This window comes from Curtobacterium sp. DN_7.5 (assembly GCF_022655355.1).
GTDB lineage: Bacteria > Actinomycetota > Actinomycetes > Actinomycetales > Microbacteriaceae > Curtobacterium > Curtobacterium luteum.
On sequence record NZ_CP093378.1, the window covers coordinates 2,501,478 to 2,519,551 of the forward strand.

At 72.7% G+C, this 18,074-nt stretch carries 17 protein-coding genes; 3 read left to right on the forward strand and 14 right to left on the reverse strand.

Going from position 1 to position 18,074, the window contains the following annotated elements:
• Window positions 1–70: 70 nt before the first annotated feature.
• Together MON03_RS11450 and MON03_RS11455 are read right to left on the reverse strand one after the other, a co-directional pair.
• Window positions 71–1,147 (reverse strand): polyprenyl synthetase family protein, encoded by a 1,077-nt coding sequence (locus MON03_RS11450; protein WP_022904408.1) that lies wholly within the window; start codon window positions 1,145–1,147, stop codon window positions 71–73.
• A 45-nt stretch (window positions 1,148–1,192) separates the two neighbouring features.
• Complete coding sequence (locus MON03_RS11455; protein WP_242088474.1) at window positions 1,193–2,002, reverse strand: demethylmenaquinone methyltransferase; 810 nt, start codon at window positions 2,000–2,002, stop codon at window positions 1,193–1,195.
• Between the two features lie 64 nt (window positions 2,003–2,066).
• Between MON03_RS11455 and MON03_RS11460 the strand changes: the two genes are divergently transcribed.
• Window positions 2,067–3,326, forward strand: coding sequence for an isochorismate synthase (locus tag MON03_RS11460; RefSeq protein ID WP_242088476.1), 1,260 nt, complete (start codon window positions 2,067–2,069; stop codon window positions 3,324–3,326).
• Window positions 3,327–3,494: 168 nt separating this feature from the next.
• Here the strand turns inward: MON03_RS11460 and menD are convergent, their stop codons facing one another.
• A complete protein-coding gene (gene menD / locus MON03_RS11465) occupies window positions 3,495–5,186 on the reverse strand; it encodes a 2-succinyl-5-enolpyruvyl-6-hydroxy-3-cyclohexene-1-carboxylic-acid synthase (RefSeq protein ID WP_277927289.1) in 1,692 nt (563 codons plus the stop codon).
• Between the two features lie 34 nt (window positions 5,187–5,220).
• A complete protein-coding gene (locus MON03_RS11470; RefSeq protein ID WP_242088479.1) occupies window positions 5,221–5,580 on the reverse strand; it encodes a PLD nuclease N-terminal domain-containing protein in 360 nt (119 codons plus the stop codon).
• Window positions 5,581–5,643: 63 nt separating this feature from the next.
• Here MON03_RS11470 and MON03_RS11475 point away from each other — a divergent pair, with 63 nt between their 5' ends.
• A complete protein-coding gene (locus MON03_RS11475; protein ID WP_022904403.1) occupies window positions 5,644–5,964 on the forward strand; it encodes a DUF4229 domain-containing protein in 321 nt (106 codons plus the stop codon).
• Between the two features lie 207 nt (window positions 5,965–6,171).
• On the opposite strand, the gene MON03_RS11480 is transcribed toward MON03_RS11475, so the two are convergent.
• The 4 genes from MON03_RS11480 to MON03_RS11495 all read right to left on the reverse strand — a co-directional run bounded on the left by MON03_RS11480 (window position 6,172) and on the right by MON03_RS11495 (window position 10,036).
• Complete coding sequence (locus MON03_RS11480) at window positions 6,172–7,167, reverse strand: 1,4-dihydroxy-2-naphthoate polyprenyltransferase (RefSeq protein ID WP_242088481.1); 996 nt, start codon at window positions 7,165–7,167, stop codon at window positions 6,172–6,174.
• Between the two features lie 107 nt (window positions 7,168–7,274).
• Window positions 7,275–8,411, reverse strand: a complete 1,137-nt coding sequence (locus MON03_RS11485) for an AMP-binding protein (RefSeq protein ID WP_242088483.1) — start codon at window positions 8,409–8,411, stop codon at window positions 7,275–7,277.
• A 10-nt stretch (window positions 8,412–8,421) separates the two neighbouring features.
• Entirely contained in the window at window positions 8,422–9,351 is a 930-nt protein-coding gene (locus MON03_RS11490; protein WP_022904400.1) for a 1,4-dihydroxy-2-naphthoyl-CoA synthase, read from the reverse strand.
• A gap of 160 nt (window positions 9,352–9,511) precedes the next feature.
• The gene (locus MON03_RS11495) at window positions 9,512–10,036 is read right to left on the reverse strand and encodes a hypothetical protein (protein WP_242088484.1); all 525 of its coding nucleotides are present in this window, start codon (window positions 10,034–10,036) and stop codon (window positions 9,512–9,514) included.
• Between the two features lie 205 nt (window positions 10,037–10,241).
• On the opposite strand from MON03_RS11495, the gene MON03_RS11500 reads away from it, so the two are divergent.
• Window positions 10,242–11,228 (forward strand): o-succinylbenzoate synthase, encoded by a 987-nt coding sequence (locus tag MON03_RS11500; RefSeq protein ID WP_242088486.1) that lies wholly within the window; start codon window positions 10,242–10,244, stop codon window positions 11,226–11,228.
• 455 nt (window positions 11,229–11,683) lie between these two features.
• Here the strand turns inward: MON03_RS11500 and ccsB are convergent, their stop codons facing one another.
• The 6 genes from ccsB to MON03_RS11530 form a co-directional block, all read right to left on the reverse strand.
• A complete protein-coding gene (gene ccsB / locus MON03_RS11505) occupies window positions 11,684–12,670 on the reverse strand; it encodes a c-type cytochrome biogenesis protein CcsB (RefSeq protein WP_031273852.1) in 987 nt (328 codons plus the stop codon).
• 2 nt (window positions 12,671–12,672) lie between these two features.
• Window positions 12,673–14,391, reverse strand: coding sequence for a cytochrome c biogenesis protein ResB (resB, locus tag MON03_RS11510; RefSeq protein WP_242091461.1), 1,719 nt, complete (start codon window positions 14,389–14,391; stop codon window positions 12,673–12,675).
• Between the two features lie 64 nt (window positions 14,392–14,455).
• Window positions 14,456–15,154 (reverse strand): cytochrome c biogenesis CcdA family protein, encoded by a 699-nt coding sequence (locus MON03_RS11515; protein WP_042726763.1) that lies wholly within the window; start codon window positions 15,152–15,154, stop codon window positions 14,456–14,458.
• A 44-nt stretch (window positions 15,155–15,198) separates the two neighbouring features.
• Window positions 15,199–15,819 carry a TlpA family protein disulfide reductase gene (locus MON03_RS11520; RefSeq protein WP_242088488.1) on the reverse strand — a complete coding sequence of 207 codons (621 nt, stop codon included), beginning with the start codon at window positions 15,817–15,819 and terminating at the stop codon, window positions 15,199–15,201.
• Window positions 15,816–16,472, reverse strand: a complete 657-nt coding sequence (locus tag MON03_RS11525) for a histidine phosphatase family protein (RefSeq protein ID WP_242088489.1) — start codon at window positions 16,470–16,472, stop codon at window positions 15,816–15,818. Before MON03_RS11525 ends, MON03_RS11520 begins: the two co-directional genes overlap by 4 nt.
• Before the next feature lie 67 nt (window positions 16,473–16,539).
• Window positions 16,540–18,030, reverse strand: a complete 1,491-nt coding sequence (locus tag MON03_RS11530) for a SulP family inorganic anion transporter (protein ID WP_242088491.1) — start codon at window positions 18,028–18,030, stop codon at window positions 16,540–16,542.
• Between the last annotated feature and the right edge of the window lie 44 nt (window positions 18,031–18,074).

The window sequence follows — 18,074 nt, forward strand, 5'->3', positions numbered from 1 at the left end:
CGTCTCCAGTTCGTTCGGGTGGGGTGCTCCCGGGGCCGCTGGTGGGTGGCTCGTGGTGCGGTGGCGCGGGTCAGCGGCTCCGGTCGACGACGGACTCCGCGAACCGGGTGAGCGCCTTCTTCACGGTGCCGTCGGGCAGCGGCGCGAGGGCGTCGACCGCTTCCTCGGCCCACCGTACGGCGATCGCACGCGTCGCCGTGGTCGCCTCGTGGTCGCGCAGTGCCGCCACGGCGGACTGGTACGGCGCCGAGTCGACCGCGTCGTCCGGGGCACCCTTCACGTCGTGCTCGATGCGGTGCAGGAGCGCGTCGGCATCGGGGTCGGAGGCGGCGAGTGCCCGGAGGTGCAGGAGCGGCAGCGTGTCGACGCCGGCGCGGAGGTCGTTGCCGGCGATCTTGCCCGTGCGGTCCCCCGCCGGGGCCAGGTCGATCACGTCGTCGACGAGCTGGAAGGCGACGCCCACCTTCTCGCCGAAGACCGCGACGGGTTCGAGGTAGGCGCGGTCGGCGCCGGAGAACAGGATGCCGGCGCGGGCCGCGGTCGCGATGAGCGAACCGGTCTTGTCGCTGAGGACCTGGATGTAGTGCGCGACGGCGTCCTCGCCTTCGCGGGGTCCGGTGGTCTCGTGGAGTTGTCCGAGGCACAGCCGCTGGAAGGTCTCCGCCTGCATGCGGATGCCCTCGACGCCGAGGTCCGCCGTGATGAGGCTCGCCCGGGCGAACAGCAGGTCCCCCGTGAGGATCGCCACGTTGTTGCCGTAGGTGACGTGCGCCGCCGGGACACCGCGACGGACCGGTGCCTCGTCCATGACGTCGTCGTGGTAGAGCGACGCGAGGTGCGTGGTCTCGATGCTCACCGCAGCCTTCACGACCTCGTCGGTGACACCCCGGCCGAGCTGCGCGATCAGGAGCGTCAGCGTGGGCCGGATGCGCTTGCCGCCGGCCGCGAGCAGGTACCGGCTCGTGGTGTCCGCGAGGGTGTCCGCGGAGTGCATCGCCTCCTCGAGCGCGTGCTCGACCACCTCGAGCCCATCGTCGACCGCGGTGATGAACCGCCGGTCGGCGGGGGACGCGAACAGCCGTTCGCCGATGCCCAGCGAGGCGCGGAGACTCGGTGCGCGACGTGCGACCGGGACGCTCGGGTTCAAGTGCTGCTCCGTACTCGGGGAGGCCCGTACTGGGGGAGGGATGGATCAGCCGTCGTGGTCGGCGGCGTCGGTGCCCGGCTGGACACGCGGCTGCTCGCCGGTGGCCTGGTGCTCGCGACGGGCCTTCGCACGCCGTGCCACCGACTCGCGGACCGTGCCCGCGACGGGCTTGCGGCCGCGGTGCAGTGCGACGATACCGGCCGTCAGGTTCCGGTAGGCGACCATCGTGAAGCCGACGCCGCGGAGCCACTGGCTGAGGACCTGCTGCTCGGGCCACGCGTCGATCGACTCGGCGAGGTAGCGGTAGGCCGCGGGGTTGCTCGACGACAGCTTCGCGACGCCGGGCAGCACCCGCTTGAGGTAGGTGCCGTAGCCGAAGCGCAGGAGCGCGATCGGCGGCGTGGAGAACTCACAGATGACGACACGGCCGCCGGGCTTGAGCACCCGGAGCATCTCGACGAGCGCCTGCTGCGGGTCGTTGACGTTGCGCAGGCCGAACGAGATGGAGACGGCGTTGAAGGTGTCGTCGTCGAACGGCAGGTGCTCGGCATCGCCCTCGACGAAGGTGATCTCCGGGTGGCGCTCCCGACCGACCGCGATCATGCCTGCGGAGAGGTCGAGCGCCGTCACCTCGGCACCCCTCTTGGCGAAGGCGGCCGAGCTCGTGCCCGTCCCGGCGGCGATGTCGAGCACCTTCTCGCCCGGCTGCGGGTCGACCGCACGGACCGTCGCGACACGCCACAGCGGGGCGTTGCCCGCGGAGAGGATGTCGTTCGTGAGGTCGTACTTCGCCGCGACGTCGTCGAACATGGCCGCCACCTCGTCCGGGCGCTTGTTCAGGTCCGCTCTGCTCACCCGAGCCATCCTAGAGGTCCGTGCTCGAGCGTTCCCGTGAGCGCGCGGCGCGTACGATCGGGGCGTGCCACGAACCACGACGGCGGCCCCGCCGCTGACGGTGTCGACCCGGATCCTCGACGACCCGGGCGCCGTCCTCCGCCACACCCTGCACGACGCCCCGCTGGCCTTCGTCCGCGGTGGGGACGGCATCGTCGGGATCGGAGAGGCGCTGCGGTTCGAGTTCACGGGCACCTCCCGGATGCGGGACGCCTCCGCCGTCTGGCGCGACGTGGTCGCCGCCGCCGAGGTCGACGACCCGGTGCAGCTCCGCGGCTCCGGGCTCGTCGCGTTCGGGTCCTTCGCGTTCGCCGACGACTCCGCGGACACGAGCGTGCTCGTCGTCCCCCGCGTCGTGGTCGGCCGTCGTCGCGGCAAGGCCTGGCTGACCGCGATCGACACCACGCCCGACCCCGCGCCGCTCGCGTTCAGCCGCACGTCGGTGCCGGTCCCCCGGGTCGGCCCGCACGTGTCGGTGGTGTTCTCCCCCGGACGCATCGACGAGGACACGTACGCGCGGAGCGTCGTGGAGGCCGTGCGACGCATCGCGGCCGGCGAGGCGCAGAAGGTCGTGCTCGCCCGCGACCTCGTGGGGACCCTGCCGGACGGTGCCGACCAGCGGGCCGTCCTGCTCGACCTCGCGGACGCCTACCCGCAGTGCGTCACCTTCGCCGTGGACGGGCTGATCGGTGCGACCCCGGAGACCCTGGCGCGGACGGACGGCACGCGGCTCTCGGCACGGGTGCTCGCCGGCAGTGCGGCACGCGGGACCGACCCGGTCTCGGACCGTGCCGCCGCCGAGGCCCTGGCGTCGAGCCGGAAGGACGTCGAGGAGCACGCGTTCGCGATCGAGAGCCTGCTGGCCGCGCTCCGACCCCTCGCGTCGGACGTGCGCGCCGACCCCGAACCCTTCCGCCTGCAGCTGCCGAACGTGTGGCACCTGGCGACCGACGTCCAGGCGACCCTCCCCGTCGGTACGACGTCGCTCGACGTCGCCGACGTCCTGCACCCCACGGCCGCCGTCGCCGGCACCCCGACCGACGTCGCCGTCCGGCTCGTGTCCGAGCTCGAGGGCGTCGACCGCGGGCGCTACGCGGGACCGGTCGGGTGGCTCGGCGCGAACGGGGACGGCGAGTGGATGCTCGCCCTCCGGAGCGCGCGGATCACCCCGGACGGCACCGTCCGGGCGTGGGCGGGCGCGGGCATCGTGGCGGGGTCGGAGCCGACGAGGGAGGTCGCCGAGACCGCGCTCAAGTTCCGGCCGATCCGGGACGCGCTCGCCTGACGCGCGCGTCGCGGCGCGACCACGCGACCGCGCACCGACTGGGGCACGGGCACCCACGCGACCGCGTACCGGCCTGGAGGCACGTGCGGACCGGCACCGCGCCTCCAGGCCGACACCCGGTTCCGCGCACACCCGGCCGTGCAGGCCGGTCGGCCGTGCCGGCCGCGCTCACTCCGCCAGCGGCACCTCGATGACGACCCGCTCCGCCGGGTCCGTCAGCACCCGCTCCAGATCGCCCCACGTCGCGGCCCGGCGGTACTCCCACCCGAGTCCCGTCACGACCCGCTCGACGTCCACGTGCTGCGGCGTGCTCATCATCCGGGTCATGTCCGCCTCCGGCGTCGTCGCCGCGACCTCGAGGCCGCGGAAGATCGCGCCGCCGCCGTCGTTGCCGACCACCACCTGCACCCGGTGCGTCCGCTCCCGCGTCCCCGTGACGAAGGCCCCGAGGTCGTGCAGGAACGTGAGGTCCCCCACGAGCACGCGGGTGGTCCCGACCGACGCCGAGGAGCGCTCGAGCGCGGCAGCGATCCCGAGGGCGGTCGACACGGTGCCGTCGATGCCGGCGAGCCCGCGGTTGGCGTGCACGCGGAGCTTCTTGCCCGGCACCCGGGCGTCCGCGACGCGGATGAGCTGCGACGCACCGAGCACGAGCCGGTCGTGCGGCCACGTCACGCCCCAGACGGCCTCGGTCAGCATGGCCCGGTCGACGGGACGCCGACGGAGCGCGACCTCGTCGCGGAGGAACCGGTTCCGTTCGGCGCGGTCCGGGGACCGCTTCGCGTCGAGGTCCGGAGCGGCGTCGCCCTCGCCGAGCAGCGCCCGGCTCGCGACCACCCAGCGGCCCACCCACGCGCGGTGGGCAGGCGTGGTCCGGCCGGTGACCCGCACGTCCGACACGACGGTGGTCACGGCGTCCGGCCGGGAGGCGCGGGCCGGGTCGTACACGTCGGCCCCCGGTGCGCGCACCACGACGGTCTCGACGTCGTCACGCTGCAGGAGCGCCGGCACCTCGCGGCTGAGCGTCGGGTGCCCGAGCACGACGGCCCGGCGCACCACTCCCCCGAACGCCGGATCGCGGAGGAGCTCACGGTAGGCGACCACGAGGTTGCGGCCGAAGTGGGCACCGCTCGACACCTCCGCGATCAGCGGGGCACCGAGCTCCCAGGCGATCCGTTCGGCGTCGGGTCCGGCGTCGTGGCCGGCGATCACGACCGTGGCCGGCTCTTCGTCGGGAGCGAGCTCCGCCAGCGGGAGGCCGGTGTGCTGGCGTCGCGTGGCGTACGCGGTGTCGACGTCAGCGTCGGGCACGGGGGCGACGACCCCCTCGGGGAGCCCGGCGGACAGCGGTTCGCGGAAGGCGAGGTTGAGCTGGACGGGGCCCGGCTGCCCCTCGTGCCCGGACGCCGCGGCCACGGTCTGTCGGGCGAGCTCCCGGGTGGTCCGGTGCAGTTCGTCGTCGGTGGTCGCTGCGGTCGGGGCCTGAACGTCGCGGACGAACGACACCGCCGGGCCGAACAGGCCGGGCTGGACGGTGGTCTGGTTGCTGCCGATGCCTCGGAGCTCCTCCGGGCGGTCGGCGCTCAGCACGATCATCGGCACGCCGGAGTGGTGCGCCTCGAGCACCGCCGGGTGCAGGTTCGCGACCGCGGTCCCGCTCGTGGTGACCACGGCCGCGGGCCGTCCGGTCTCGACCGCGAGGCCGAGCGCGAAGAAGCCCGCGGTGCGCTCGTCGAGCCGGACGTGCACGGTGGGGCCGCCAGCGCGCTCGAGTGCGACCGCGGCGAGGGCGAGCGCCTGGGAGCGGGAGCCCGGGCTCACGACGATGTCGGTGACACCGGCCCGCGCGAGGTCCTGCAGGAGCGCGACGGCGAAGTCGGTCGCCGGGCTGCGGTCAGCCGTTCGGGCGTCCGTCGTCGTCGCGGTCGTGGAACTGGTCTTCGAGGTCTCGGAGGGTTGCGTCGTCCTGGTCCTTGTCCGTGCGGGAGCGTCCCGGGGGCGTCGTCCGGCCGCCGAGGAAGTCCGGGTCGTCTTCGGGTCCACGGTACCGGGCGGCGGGCGCCGGACCCGCGGGAGCGCGGCCGAGCAGCAGCCAGAGCATCCCGCCGACGACGGGCAGGACGATCACGAGGAGGATCCAGACCCCGCGGCTGAGGGAACGCACGCGCTGGCGCGGCATCGTGGCGCAGTCGATGGCCGCCCACACCGTGAACGCCACGGCGGCGACGACGACGATCAGCCACAGTCGGACCATGCACGGAGTCTAGGCAGCGCTCCTGTGCAGCACCTGCCATGCCGGGCTTCGTACACTTGTCGGGTGAAAGCCTGGCTCCTGTACACCCTGGCCCGCCTCGGGATCTTCGCGGCCGCCCTCCTGCTGCTCCGCGTCCTGACGCCGATGCCCTGGTACTGGGCCACGATCGTCGCCGCGCTGGTCGGGCTGCTGGTGTCGTACATCGCCCTCGCGAAGCTTCGCCACCGTGTGGCGCTGAGCCTCGCCGAGCGTCGCCCGGGGCCCGCGCACGACGCCGACAGCGACTTCGAGGACGACTTCGTCGACGCCGCCGACGGCGAGGCGCCGAGCGCACAGCCCGTCTCCGACGCCGACCGGCACGCCGCCCGGCGCGACGAGGTCTGACGCGGCGAGGTCTGACGCGCCGAGGTCTGGCGCGCCGAGGTCCGGCGGCCGGAGCGGCGGCTCGCGCGCGGCTCCGCACAACCGAAGACACCCCGAACCACGCGTCGTGCTGGTTCGGGGTGTCTTCGGTTGTGCGAACGCGGTGCGCACCGCGAGCCGCCGCGGCGCGGGGTCGCGCCGCGGCGCCGCGCGGCACCGTGCCGCCGCCTACGGCTGCACGGCGAGCGTGATGCCGAGCACCACCCCGTAGGCCAGCGACGCGAACGACGACAGCTGCAGCGCCGTGATGAGTTCGCGCGGCTTCCGCGACGACACCCCGATCACCAGCGCCGGCAGCGCGAGCAGCAGCGAGAAGTACGTGAACCCCGTGCGGAAGTAGAGCAGCACGAACCACAGCAGCACGACGTACGGGAGCATCAGGAACAACCCGTACAGCGTCCGTGCGACTGTCCGGCCGAGCACCACGGCGAGCGTCCGCTTGCCGGCGAGGCGGTCCTCGTCGATGTCCCGGATGTTGTTCACCATGAGCACCGCGCACGCGAAGAACCCGGCGGCGACGGCCGCGGCCCACCCGCTGGTGGTGACCTGCTGGATCTGGGTGTACTGCGTCCCGAGCACGGCGACGAGCCCGAAGAAGACGAAGACGAAGACCTCGCCGAGCGCGTTGTAGCCGTAGGGCCGCTTGCCGCCGGTGTAGAACCACGCGGCGACGATGGCGGCGGCCCCGACGATGAGGATCCACCACAACCCGGTGAGCACCACGATCCCGATGCCCGCGAGGGCCGCGAGCCCGAAGAACGTCAGCGCCACCGTGAGCACGGTCCGCGGCTTGGCGATGCCGGCCCCCGTGAGACGTGCCGGGCCGACGCGGAACTCGTCGGTGCCACGCACCCCGTCGGAGTAGTCGTTGCTGTAGTTCACGCCGATCTGCAGGAACAGCGCGACCGCGAGGGCGAGCAGCGCGATCGCCAGGTGCCCGTCCTTCCCGAGGTAGTCACCGAAGTCGCCGGGGTTCCCGCTGTCGACGAAGGCGACGGCGGTGCCGAGGACCACCGGCACGACGCCGAGCGTCAGGGTCCGCAGTCGCGCCCCACCGATCCAGTCGCGCGCGGTCGCCTTGCGCTTGGTCCGCTGCGGGCCAGCGGCCTTCGCCGGGTTGCCACTCCGGCCCTTCGACCGGCTCTGCTGCTTCGTTCGTGCCACGGCCGATCATCGTACCGGCGTTCGCCATGCGACCGGCGCGGAGACCGTCACGGGGACGGGCGACGGCCGGGAGGCCCGGATCGCCCGACCCGCTCGACCCACGTCCGTCAGGCGGTCGGGTCGACGATCGCGCGGACCGCCCGGCGGTCCGGCTTCCCGCTCGGGAGCATCGGGAGTCGGTCGAGCACGACGACCTCGGCGGGGCGGGCCGCGCGGCCCAGGGCGTCGCCGACGGCCGTGCGGACCGCGTCGAGGTCGAGCGGCCGGTCGGTGACGACGACGGGCACCTCGCCCCACTCCCCCGACGCCCGCCGGGTGACGACCGCGCCCTCGTGACCGGGCACGCCCCGGACGATGCGTTCGACGGCTCCGAGCGCGACCTTCTCGCCGCCGGAGATGACGACGTCGTCGAGCCGTCCCACGACCCGTACCCGGCCGTCCACGACCTCGCCGGCGTCGCCCGTGCGGTACCAACGCTGCCCGTCGCGCTCCGTGAAGGTGCGGGCCGTGCGGTCGTCGTCGCCGAGGTAGCCCTCGGCGAGCATCGGCCCGGCGAGGAGCAGCTCCCCGTCGTCCACGGCCGCGTGCACCGGGCCGAGCGGCACGCCGTCGTAGACGCACCCACCGCTGGTCTCGCTCGCGCCGTACGTCGTGACGATCGGGACGCCGGCCTCCCGTGCGCGGTCCCGGAGCGTCACCGGGGTGGCCTGACCTCCGACGAGGACGGCGTCGAACGCCGCGAGGGCCGCCGTCGCACGCTCGTCGTCGAGGACCCGGGCGAGCTGCACCGGCACGAGCGACGTGTAGCGCCGCGGGGCCGACCGGTCGGTCACCAGCTGCGCCGCGGCGTCCGCGAACCCGGCCGGGTCGAAGTGGCCGGCCGGCACGACGACCGGGGTCGACCCGGCGGCGATCGATCGCGTCAGGACGTTGAGGCCGGCGATGTAGTGCGTCGGCAGCGCGAGCACCCACGCGCCCGGGCCGCCGAGCGCCGCGTCGGCGGCGGCCGCTCCGGCGAGGAGCGCCTCCGACGACAGCGCGACCCGCTTCCCGGTCCCGGTGGAGCCGCTCGTCTCGACCACCAGGGCGACCCGCTGCGCGACGTCCGCGGGAGGCCGTGTCGGCAGCGCTGGGGTCCCCTCGGCGACGGGGAGCAGCGCGGGGCCGCCGGCGAGTGCTGCCTCCAGGCCGCGCAGCACGGCGAACGGGTCGGACGCGCCCACCGCGACCAGCGGACGGGGCATCAGGCGCGCCTCAGTAGTGCCACGGGAAGGAGGTCCACTCCGGCTTGCGCTTCTCGAGGAAGGAGTCCCGCCCCTCGACGGCCTCGTCGGTGCCGTAGGCGAGGCGAGTCGCCTCGCCGGCGAAGACCTGCTGGCCGACCATGCCGTCGTCGACCGCGTTGAACGCGTACTTGAGCATGCGGATCGCCGTCGGGGACTTGCCGAGGATGATCTCGCCCCAGCGGATCGCCTCGCGTTCGAGGTCCTCGTGCGGCACGACGGCGTTCACCGCGCCCATCTCGTACGCGCGCTGGGCGGAGTACTCCTGCGCGAGGAAGAAGACCTCACGCGCGAACTTCTGCCCGATCTGCTTGGCGTAGTAGGCGCTGCCGTAGCCCCCGTCGAACGAGCCGACGTCGGCGTCGGTCTGCTTGAACTTCCCGTGCTCGGCGCTCGCGATGGTGAGGTCGCAGATCGCGTGCAGCGAGTGTCCGCCGCCGGCCGCCCACCCCGGGACGACCGCGATGACGACCTTCGGCATCATCCGGATGAGCCGCTGCACCTCGAGGATGTGCAGCCGGCCCATCGACGCCTGCGCCGCGGCCGGGTCGACGCCCTCGGGCGGGGCCCCTTCGTCGCCGACGTACTGGTAGCCGCTCCGCCCACGGATGCGCTGGTCGCCGCCGGAGCAGAACGCCCAGCCGCCGTCCTTCGGGCTCGGGCCGTTGCCGGTGAGCAGGACGACCCCGACGCGGGGGTCCTGGCGGGCGTCGTCGAGGGCGCGGTACAGCTCGTCGACCGTCCGCGGGCGGAAGGCGTTGCGGACCTCCGGCCGGTCGAAGGCCACCCGGACGATGCCCTGCGAGACGTGCTTGTGGTACGTGATGTCGGTGAACTGCTCCGCGATCGGAGCCGCGGTCCAGACGTCGGGGTCGAACAGGTCGGAGACGGGAGCAGCCATGCTCCCAACGTACCGCCGCTGTCCGACCGTCCCGTCGCGGGCGGCACCCGGTGCGGAGCGGCGGCCGGGGTGGATCCGGTCAGGGCACGCTGCCGGGTGGCTCCGGTCAGGTCGCGCTGCCGGGTGACTCCGGGCAGGGCACGCTGCCGGGTGGCTCCGGTCAGGTCGCGCTGCCGCCCATGTCGGTGAGGAGCTCGGGGGCCACGACCACGATGAGCACGATGAGGATCACCGGGTTGGCGAGGAACGCCACCACGACGCCGATCGCGCCGTACCACCGGCCGAGCGAGCCGACCGCCGCGATGAAGCCGAGGACCGCAGCGACCAGGGTCAGGAACACGGTGACGAAGCAGATGCCGAACGCGAAGGTGGTGTCCCCGCCGACGAACACCGCGAAGGCGCTCGCGTCGATCGCCGCGCAGACCACCGCGAGACCGAGGGCGATCTTGCCGACGAGCGGGTTGCGGCGACGGCGCGTGCGACCCGGAGCGTTCCGGACGTCGACCGTGTTCCGCTGGACGAGGCGTGCGAACTCGTCCGTCGGGGACGTCGGACGCTGGCCCGACGGGGCCTTCGCACGCTGGCCCGACGGGGTCGGCGTCGCCGGTCGCTGCTGCGGCTGGGGACGGGCGGCCGCCGCGGTCCGGGGTTGTGCTGCGCGCTGCTGCGTGGTGCGTTGCTGCACCGCGGCGCGCTGCTGCGGAGTCGCACCGCGTGGTGCTGCTCCTCGCTGCGGGTCCGGGGACACCGAGCCTCCCTCTTCCGGTCCGTTCGGCGGGACCGGGCCCCTCCGACATGCCTGTCGACCGAAGCCGACCGGTGCATGCTAATGCCCTGCGCTGGCGGTCCCCTCCGAACAACCGTGGGGCACCCTGGACGCGCCTGGGAGGATGGTCACCGTGCGCCCCGACCTCGCTGAACTCCTCGCCGACGCCCACGTCGTGTCCCTGCCGATGCGCGTCCGGTTCCGCGGGATCACGGCCCGCGAGGCCCTCGTCCTCCGTGGTCCCGAGGGCTGGACCGAGTTCTCCCCCTTCGTGGAGTACGACGATGCCGAGGCCAGCGCGTGGCTCGACGCCGCGATCGACTTCGGGTGGACCGCACACGAACCCGCGCTCGACGCCGTGCCGGTCAACGCGACCGTGCCCGCGGTCGACCCGGAGCAGGTCGCCGAGCTGCTCGCACGCTACCCGGGCTGCACGACCGCGAAGGTGAAGGTCGCCGAGCCCGGCACGACCGTCGACGACGACGTCGCCCGCGTCGCCGAGGTCCGACGGGTGATGGGTCCCGACGCCGATGTCCGGGTGGACGCGAACGGCCTGTGGTCCGTCGACGAGGCGACGACGGCACTCGAGCGGCTCGCCGTGTTCGACCTCCAGTACGCGGAACAGCCGGTGGCCTCGGTCGAGGAGCTCGCGTCCCTGCGGTCGCGGATCGACGGCCTCGGGGTGCGCATCGCGGCCGACGAGAGCGTCCGGAAGGCCGCCGACCCGCTCGCGGTCGCCCGTGCCGGAGCGGCCGACGTGCTCGTGGTCAAGGCGCAGCCCCTCGGTGGGGTCTCGGCGGCCGCCCGGATCGTGGCCGAGGCCGGTCTCCCGTGCGTGGTCTCCAGCGCGCTCGACACCTCCGTCGGCCTGGGGATGGGTGCGTTCCTCGCTGCGCGGTCGATGGCACCCGGGTTCGCGGCGGGGCTCGGGACGGCGGCGATGTTCCGGGGCGACGTGACGGCGGAACCGCTGCTGCCGGTCGGGGGCCGGATCGCGGTGCGTCGGGTCGAGGTCGACCGGGCTCTGCTCGAGCGGCACGCTGCGTCGCCGGAGCGGACGGCGTGGTGGCTCGACCGGGTGCGCCGCGTGCACGAGTTGCTCCCGGCCTGACGGGCGCGCGGGCTCGGGGCCGCGGTCCCGGCCCCGGCGGTCACGACACCCCGCTCAGGTCCGGCGAGCGGTCACGAACCGTCGTTCCGCGGGCGCCAGAGCGACAGTTCGTGACCACCGGACGGTCCACCGCCGGGGCGTCGTGACCACCCAAGGCCGGGCAGTGCAGGCCTCGGTCGCGGTCACGACACCCCGCGCCACGCCGGCGAGCGGTCACGAACCGTCGGTCGGCGGGCGCCGGAGCGACAGTTCGTGACCGCCGGGCGGTCCACCACCGGGGCGTCGTGACCACCCGCCGTCCGCGCGATCAGACAGGCACCTGGCGTGCTCGGCCAGCCGCCAGCAGACCAGGCGGACAGCCGGCTCGCGCGGGCGCAGACGGACGGGAGGCGCGGTGCCGACCGGCACCGCGCCTCCCGTCAGGTCGTGGCCGCGTCAGCGGACCCCGCGCCGGCTCACAGACCCGAGTAGCTGTGCAGGCCCTTGAAGAACACGTTCACCACCGAGAAGTTGAACATCACCGCGCCGAAGCCGATGAGCGCCAGCCACGAGGACCGCGCACCACGCCAACCACGGGTCGCACGAGCGTGGATGTACCCGGCGTAGACGACCCAGATGATGAAGGTCCAGACCTCCTTGGTGTCCCACCCCCAGTACCGACCCCAGGCCCGCTCGGCCCAGATCGCACCGGCGATGAGCGTGAACGTCCAGAGGACGAACCCGACGAGGATGACACGGTAGCTCAGGACCTCGAGGCGATCGGCGTCCGGCAAGGTCTCCATGAAGCGGAGCTTCTTCGACACCGGACGGCCCTGGCGGTACGTCTGCACCAGCTGCGACACCGCGAGCCCGGCGCCGAGCGCGAAGAACCCCGTGCCGGCGATGGCGACGAACACGTGGATGACGAGCCAGTACGACTGCAGCGCCGCCACGAGCGGGACGACCGGCACGTAGTAGTTCACCGTCGCGATGCCGAGCAGGATGAGGGTCAGGCCGGAGATGAAGACGCCGAGGAACTGCAGGTTCTGCCAGAGCTGCACGCCGAGGAAGATGAGGACGATCAGCGCGGTCCCGGTCAGCGAGAACTCGAACATGTTGCCCCACGGCACCCGATCGGCCGCGATGCCCCGGAGGACGACCGCGCCGATGTGCAGGATGACGCCGAGGATCATCATGGCCATGCCGACACGTTCGAACTTGGTGCCGCGCTTGGTCGGGTCGGCGGGAGCGCCGGTGTCCACCTTCTCGAGCACGACCGTGCCGCCGCGGACCGTCGCGACGGTCTCGGCGGGGGCGGCAGCGGGCGCCGTGGCGGCCTGGACCGCCGCGACGTTGCCCGCACGCTTCGCCATGTCGAGCGCGAACGAGATGAACGCGATGACGTAGACGGCCATCGCCGAGTACGTCAGGACGACCGAGTAGCTGGCCAGTGTCGCGGTCATGTTCACTGGGGAATCCTAACTCCGAGGTCCGACATGTGCCGCTGCGCGATGTCCGCGACGGCCCGTTCCAGGTTGGGGTCCTCGCCGCGGGCGAGACCCGCGTACTCGAGGTCGTACTCGCCGTGCTCCGCACCCTTCCGGGGCACCGCCTTCACCCACACACGCCGGCGGGGCACGAAGAGCGAGGTCAGCAGGCCGAGGGTGGAGAGCAGCGCGAAGCCGCCCACCCAGAGCTGCGACGGGTCGTGGTGCACGTCGAGCGAGACGTAGCGCTTCACCCCGTCGAACGTGATCGAGCCGGCACCGTCGGGCAGCTGCTTCGTCTGCCCGGGCTTCAGCTGGACCGAGGCCGCGTCGGCACGGGTGCCGGCGATCTCCTTCAGGCCGCTCGTGTCCAGCGTGTAGACGCTCTGCGGGACGCCGTCGTCGAGACCGAGGTCGCCCGTGTAGACCTGCAGGCTGAGGAGCGGGTTCTCGGTGTCCGGGTAGGCGCTCGTGAACGCGCCGGTCGACATCTCCTGCGCCGTCGGGTAGAAGAAGCCCTGGATGCCGAGCTGGTCCGGCTCGGCGTCCGGCACCTTGATGACCCCGACGGACGTGTAGTTCGCGTCCTGCGGCAGGAACGGCACGACGTCCTTGAACGCCACGTTCCCCTTGCCGTCGCGGACGGTGACCTGCATCGCGTAGCCGTTGCCGAGCAGGTAGACGTTCGTCCCGCCGATCGACACCGGGTCGTTCACGCCGAGGCGCTGGGTCTTCGAGACACCGCTCTTCGTGGTCGTCGTGACCGTGGCGTCGTAGTCGAGCGCCTGGCCGAGGGCGTTGAGGTTCGTCTCCTCGTACTTCGTGACGAACTTGTCGAGCTTCAGGTTGTAGCCCTGCAGGTCGGACTGGCGGAACCAGCGCCCCGGGTTGAACGAGTCGTACGCCACGAGACTGTTCGAGAAGGTCTGCCCCTCGACGAGCAGGCGCTGTCCGGTGAAGCCGAACCCGCCACCGACACCGACCGCGACGAGGACCCCGACGAGGGCCGCGTGGAACACGAGGTTGCCGGTCTCGCGGAGGTAGCCGCGCTCCGCGCTCACCGAGTCGCCGAAGCGCTCGACGCGGTACCCGGAGCGCTTCAGGAGCGCCATCGCGCGCGTGACGGCGTGGTCGACGGACGGGAGGCCCGTGGCGGCGTCCGCCCCGTCGGCCGCGGTGGTGACGCTGGTCGCGTCCACCGGCACCGACCGGAAGCCCGCGAGTCGGCCGAGCCGGACGGGGGTCTTCGGCGGGCGGGTGCGGAGGGCCTGCCAGTGGTGCTTCGTGCGCGGGACGATGCAGCCGATCAGGGAGACGAAGAGCAGGAGGTAGATCGCCGAGAACCACACCGAGGTGTAGGTGTCGAAGACCTGGAGCTTGTCGAGCACCGGGTAGAGCGCGGGGTGGTCGGCCTTGTACTGCACGACACCGTTCGGGTCCGCGGTGCGCTGCGGCACCAGGGACCCCGGGATCGCCGCGAGCGCGAGCAGCATGAGGAGGAACAGCGCCGTGCGCATGCTCGTGAGCTGCCGCCAGAAGAACCGCAGGTACCCCACGAGGCCGAGCTTCGGCTGCGCGACCTCGGCACCGCCGGGCTCCGTGCGCTCACGCGGAGCCGGAGCGCTGTCGACGTGGTCGGACGGTCGCTGCGGGTCGGAGACGAGGTCGGTGCCCTCCTGGGCGTCGCTGCCGTCCAGGGCGTCGGGGCCGACCGCGGCGTCGGGGCCGACCGTGGCGTCGGGGCCGGCCGTGGCTTCGGGGTCAGACTGCCGGGACAAAGGTCTGGATCACCGCCCCGAGGCTCGACATGACGGCCGACCAGATGCCGGTGACCATGAGCAGACCGATGACGATCAGGATCGCTCCTCCGATGATGTTGACGGTGCGCATGTGGCGCTTGACGGCGCGGATCGCCCCGGTCGCCCAGCCCGCACCGAGCGCGACGAGGACGAACGGGATGCCGAGCCCGAGGCAGTACGCGACCCCGAGCCACATGCCCTGCCAGGCGCTCCCGGACTGCACGCTGAGCAGGTTGATCGCAGCGAGCGTCGGGCCGAGGCACGGCGTCCAGCCGAGACCGAACACGATCCCGAGCAGCGGCGCGCCGATGAGGCCGGTCGCGGGGGTCCAGCCCGGCTTGATGGTCCGCTGCATGAACGTGAACCGGCCGACGAAGACCAGGCCCATGAGGATGACGACGACGCCGAGGACCTGTGTGATGAGGTCGCGCCAGCGCACGAGCCAGAACCCGAGCGCCCCGAACACCGTCGTGTACGCGACGAAGACCGCCGTGAACCCGAGGATGAAGAGCAGGACACCGAGGACGACCCGTCCCTTGCGCTGCCCGCCCTCCGCGACACCGCCGACGTAGCCGAGGTAGCCCGGCACGAGCGGGAGCACGCACGGGGAGAGGAACGACACGAGCCCGGCGAGCGCGGCCACGGGCAGCGCCACGGCCATCTGGCCGCTGAGGATCGCGTCGGCGAAGGGGTTGCTGGCCACGGTCAGGAGGCCTTGGCCTTCCCGGACAGCTCGTCGCCGACCAGGGTGTCGAGGATCCCGGGGCCGTCGACGGCGCCGAGGACGCGGGCCGCGACCCGGCCCTCCTTGTCGAGGACGATGGTGGCCGGGACGGCGTTCGGCGCGACCTGGCCGGACATCGCGAGCTGCATCGCGCCCGTGCTCGCGTCGAGGACGGTCGGGTAGGCGGTGCCGAAGGTGCGCTCGAAGGCCTCGGCCGTGCCCTGCTCGTCGCGGACGTTCACGCCGATGAACTGGACCTGGTCCGAGGAGTACTTCGCCTCGACCTTGTCGAGGTACTTCGCCTCGGCACGGCACGGCGGGCAGCTGGCGTACCAGAAGTTGACGACGACGACCTTGCCCCGGAGCGCCTTGGACGACAGTCGCTCCCCCGTCGTGCTCGTCACGTCGAAGGAGATCGGGTCGGTCCGATCAGCGGCGGCGACCTCGGTCACCGCTCCGTCGCCCGAGATGTAGTTCTGCGTGGTGCCGTTGCCGTACTGCTTCGTGAGCGCGTCGTTGCTCGACGAGCACCCGGCGAGGGCGAGGGCGGCGACGACCGCCGTCGCCGCGATGGTCGCGAGTCGCTTCCTGCTGGTGCTCACACTGCTCCTTCGTCGATCGCGGAGGCCCGCAGCCGTTCGGCCGGGTCCGCGTACCCGGCCTCGGTGAAACGACCGGTCGGCGTGGCGGGCACACGCTCGAGGGTCGTGATGCTGGAGAGGTCGCACCGCCGCTGCCGCGGGTCGTGCCAGAGGTGCTCGCCGGCGAGGCGGCGGTGCACCATCCAGATCGGGAGCTGGTGGCTCACCAGGACGACGTCGCCGTCGTCGATGCTCTCCCACGCCGACGCGACGGCCGCGAGCATGCGGTTCGCGATCGACTCGTAGGCCTCACCCCAACTCGGGCGGAACGGGTTCGCGATCCAGGGCCACTCCGCGGGACGGCCCAGCGACCGCTTCGTGAACCCCGGGGGCTGCCCTTCGTACCGGTTCGTCGGCTCGATGAGTCGTTCGTCGAGCGCGACCTCGAGCCCGTAGAGGGCCGCCCACGGCCGCGCGGACTCCTGCGTGCGCTGCAGCGGCGATGCGACGATCCGACGGACGTCGACACCGGCGTCGTGCCAGGCGGACGCGGAGGCTGCCGCCATCTGCGTGCCGAGTTCGCTCAGCCCGAAGCCCGGGAGCCGACCGTAGAGGACACGGTCGGGGTTGTGCACCTCGCCGTGACGGACGAGGTGGACTCGGGTCGCGGGCATGGCCTCCAGTCTAGGTCGCCCGAGCGTTCCCACCCCCCGCCCAGGGGATTCACGGCTGCGGGGACGTTCAGCCCAGGCGCCCCGTGAGGCGTCCGTGGATGGCCACGGATCCGGTGTCGAGGTTCTCGACGCGGACGGTCGAGCCGTGCCGTGCGTACCGCTGCTCCACCCCGTCGAGGGCCGCCACGGTGCTCGCGTCGAACACCTGCGCGTCGGACAGGTCGACCACGACGTGCTCCGGGTCCTCGGCGTAGGAGAACCGTGTGACGAGGTCGTTCGAACTGGCGAAGAAGAGCGCGCCACGGACCCGGTAGCGGACGGTGTGCTCGTCCACGGGCTCACGGACCACCGACACCACGTGGGCGGCACGACGGGCGAACACCAGGGCGGCGGCGACGACCCCGACGAGCACGCCCGTCGCGAGGTTGTCCGTCGCCACGACCACCACGACCGTGAGCACCATCACCGCGGTCTCGCCGAGCGGCATCCGACGGAGGGTGGCGGGCCGGACGCTGTGCCAGTCGAAGGTCGCCACGCACACCATGACCATGACGGCCGTGAGCGCGGCCATCGGGATCTGCGCCACGAGGTCGTGCAGCACGATCGTCAGCACGAGCACCGACGCCCCGGCGACGAACGTCGAGATCCGGGTCCTCGCGCCCGCGGTCTTCACGTTGATGACGGTCTGGCCGATCATCGCGCAGCCGCCCGTCCCGCCGAAGAACGCCGACGCGATGTTGGCGACACCCTGGCCCCACGACTCCCGCCACTTGCTGGACCCCGTCTCGGTGAGCGCATCGACGAGCTGTGCGGTCAGCAGCGTCTCGATGAGCCCGACGATCGCCATGCCGAACGCGTACGGCGCGATGATCCGGAGCGTCTCGAACGTGACGGGCACCGTGACGCCGTTGAACCCGGGCAGTGCGGTCGGCAGCGCCCCCTCGTCTCCCACCGTCGGCACCGTGACGCCGAAGAGGATCGTGATCGCGGTGATGACGACCACCGCGACGAGCGGCGCCGGGACGGCCCTGGTGACGAACGGGAAGCCGACGATCACCGCGATGCCGAGCGCGGTCAGCGGCCAGACGACGAACGGCACGTCGTGGCCGAACAGGTTCGGCAGCTGCGCGGTGAAGATGAGGATGGCGAGGGCGTTCACGAACGCGACGTTCACGCTCCGCGGGATGAAGCGCATGAGTCGCGCGACGCCGAGCAGACCGAGCACGATCTGCACCACCCCGCCGAGCAGGACGGCCGGGACGAGGTACGCGATGCCGTGGTCGCGGACGAGCGGCGCGATGACGAGGGCGACCGAGCCGGCGGCCGCCGACACCATGGCGGGTCGACCGCCCACGATCGCGATGACGACCGCGATGACCACGCTGGAGAACAGGCCGACCGCCGGGTCGACACCCGCGACGACGGAGAACGAGATCGCCTCCGGGATGAGTGCCAGGGCCGTCACGACACCGGCGAGGACCTCCCGGGTGAGCATGCGCGGGGAACGGAGGGCGGCGAGGACGCTGGGCGGCGTCGGGGCGTGGGTGATCACGGACATCGGCGGCGACTCTACCGTCACGTCAGGGTCGGGTTGCTACGGTT

Bases quoted from the DNA above. Each gene is read 5' to 3' on its own strand.
- MON03_RS11515 (WP_042726763.1), bottom strand. From the start codon at position 15,154: ATGGCCGTGGCGCTGCCCGTGGCCGCGCTCGCCGGGCTCGTGTCGTTC.
- ccsB (WP_031273852.1), bottom strand. From the start codon at position 12,670: ATGACCGCGACACTGGCCAGCTACTCGGTCGTCCTGACGTACTCGGCG.
- MON03_RS11500 (WP_242088486.1), top strand. From the start codon at position 10,242: ATGGTCACCGTGCGCCCCGACCTCGCTGAACTCCTCGCCGACGCCCAC.
- MON03_RS11470 (WP_242088479.1), bottom strand. From the start codon at position 5,580: ATGGTCCGACTGTGGCTGATCGTCGTCGTCGCCGCCGTGGCGTTCACG.
- MON03_RS11490 (WP_022904400.1), bottom strand. From the start codon at position 9,351: ATGGCTGCTCCCGTCTCCGACCTGTTCGACCCCGACGTCTGGACCGCG.
- MON03_RS11485 (WP_242088483.1), bottom strand. From the start codon at position 8,411: ATGCCCCGTCCGCTGGTCGCGGTGGGCGCGTCCGACCCGTTCGCCGTG.
- MON03_RS11530 (WP_242088491.1), bottom strand. From the start codon at position 18,030: ATGTCCGTGATCACCCACGCCCCGACGCCGCCCAGCGTCCTCGCCGCC.
- MON03_RS11525 (WP_242088489.1), bottom strand. From the start codon at position 16,472: ATGCCCGCGACCCGAGTCCACCTCGTCCGTCACGGCGAGGTGCACAAC.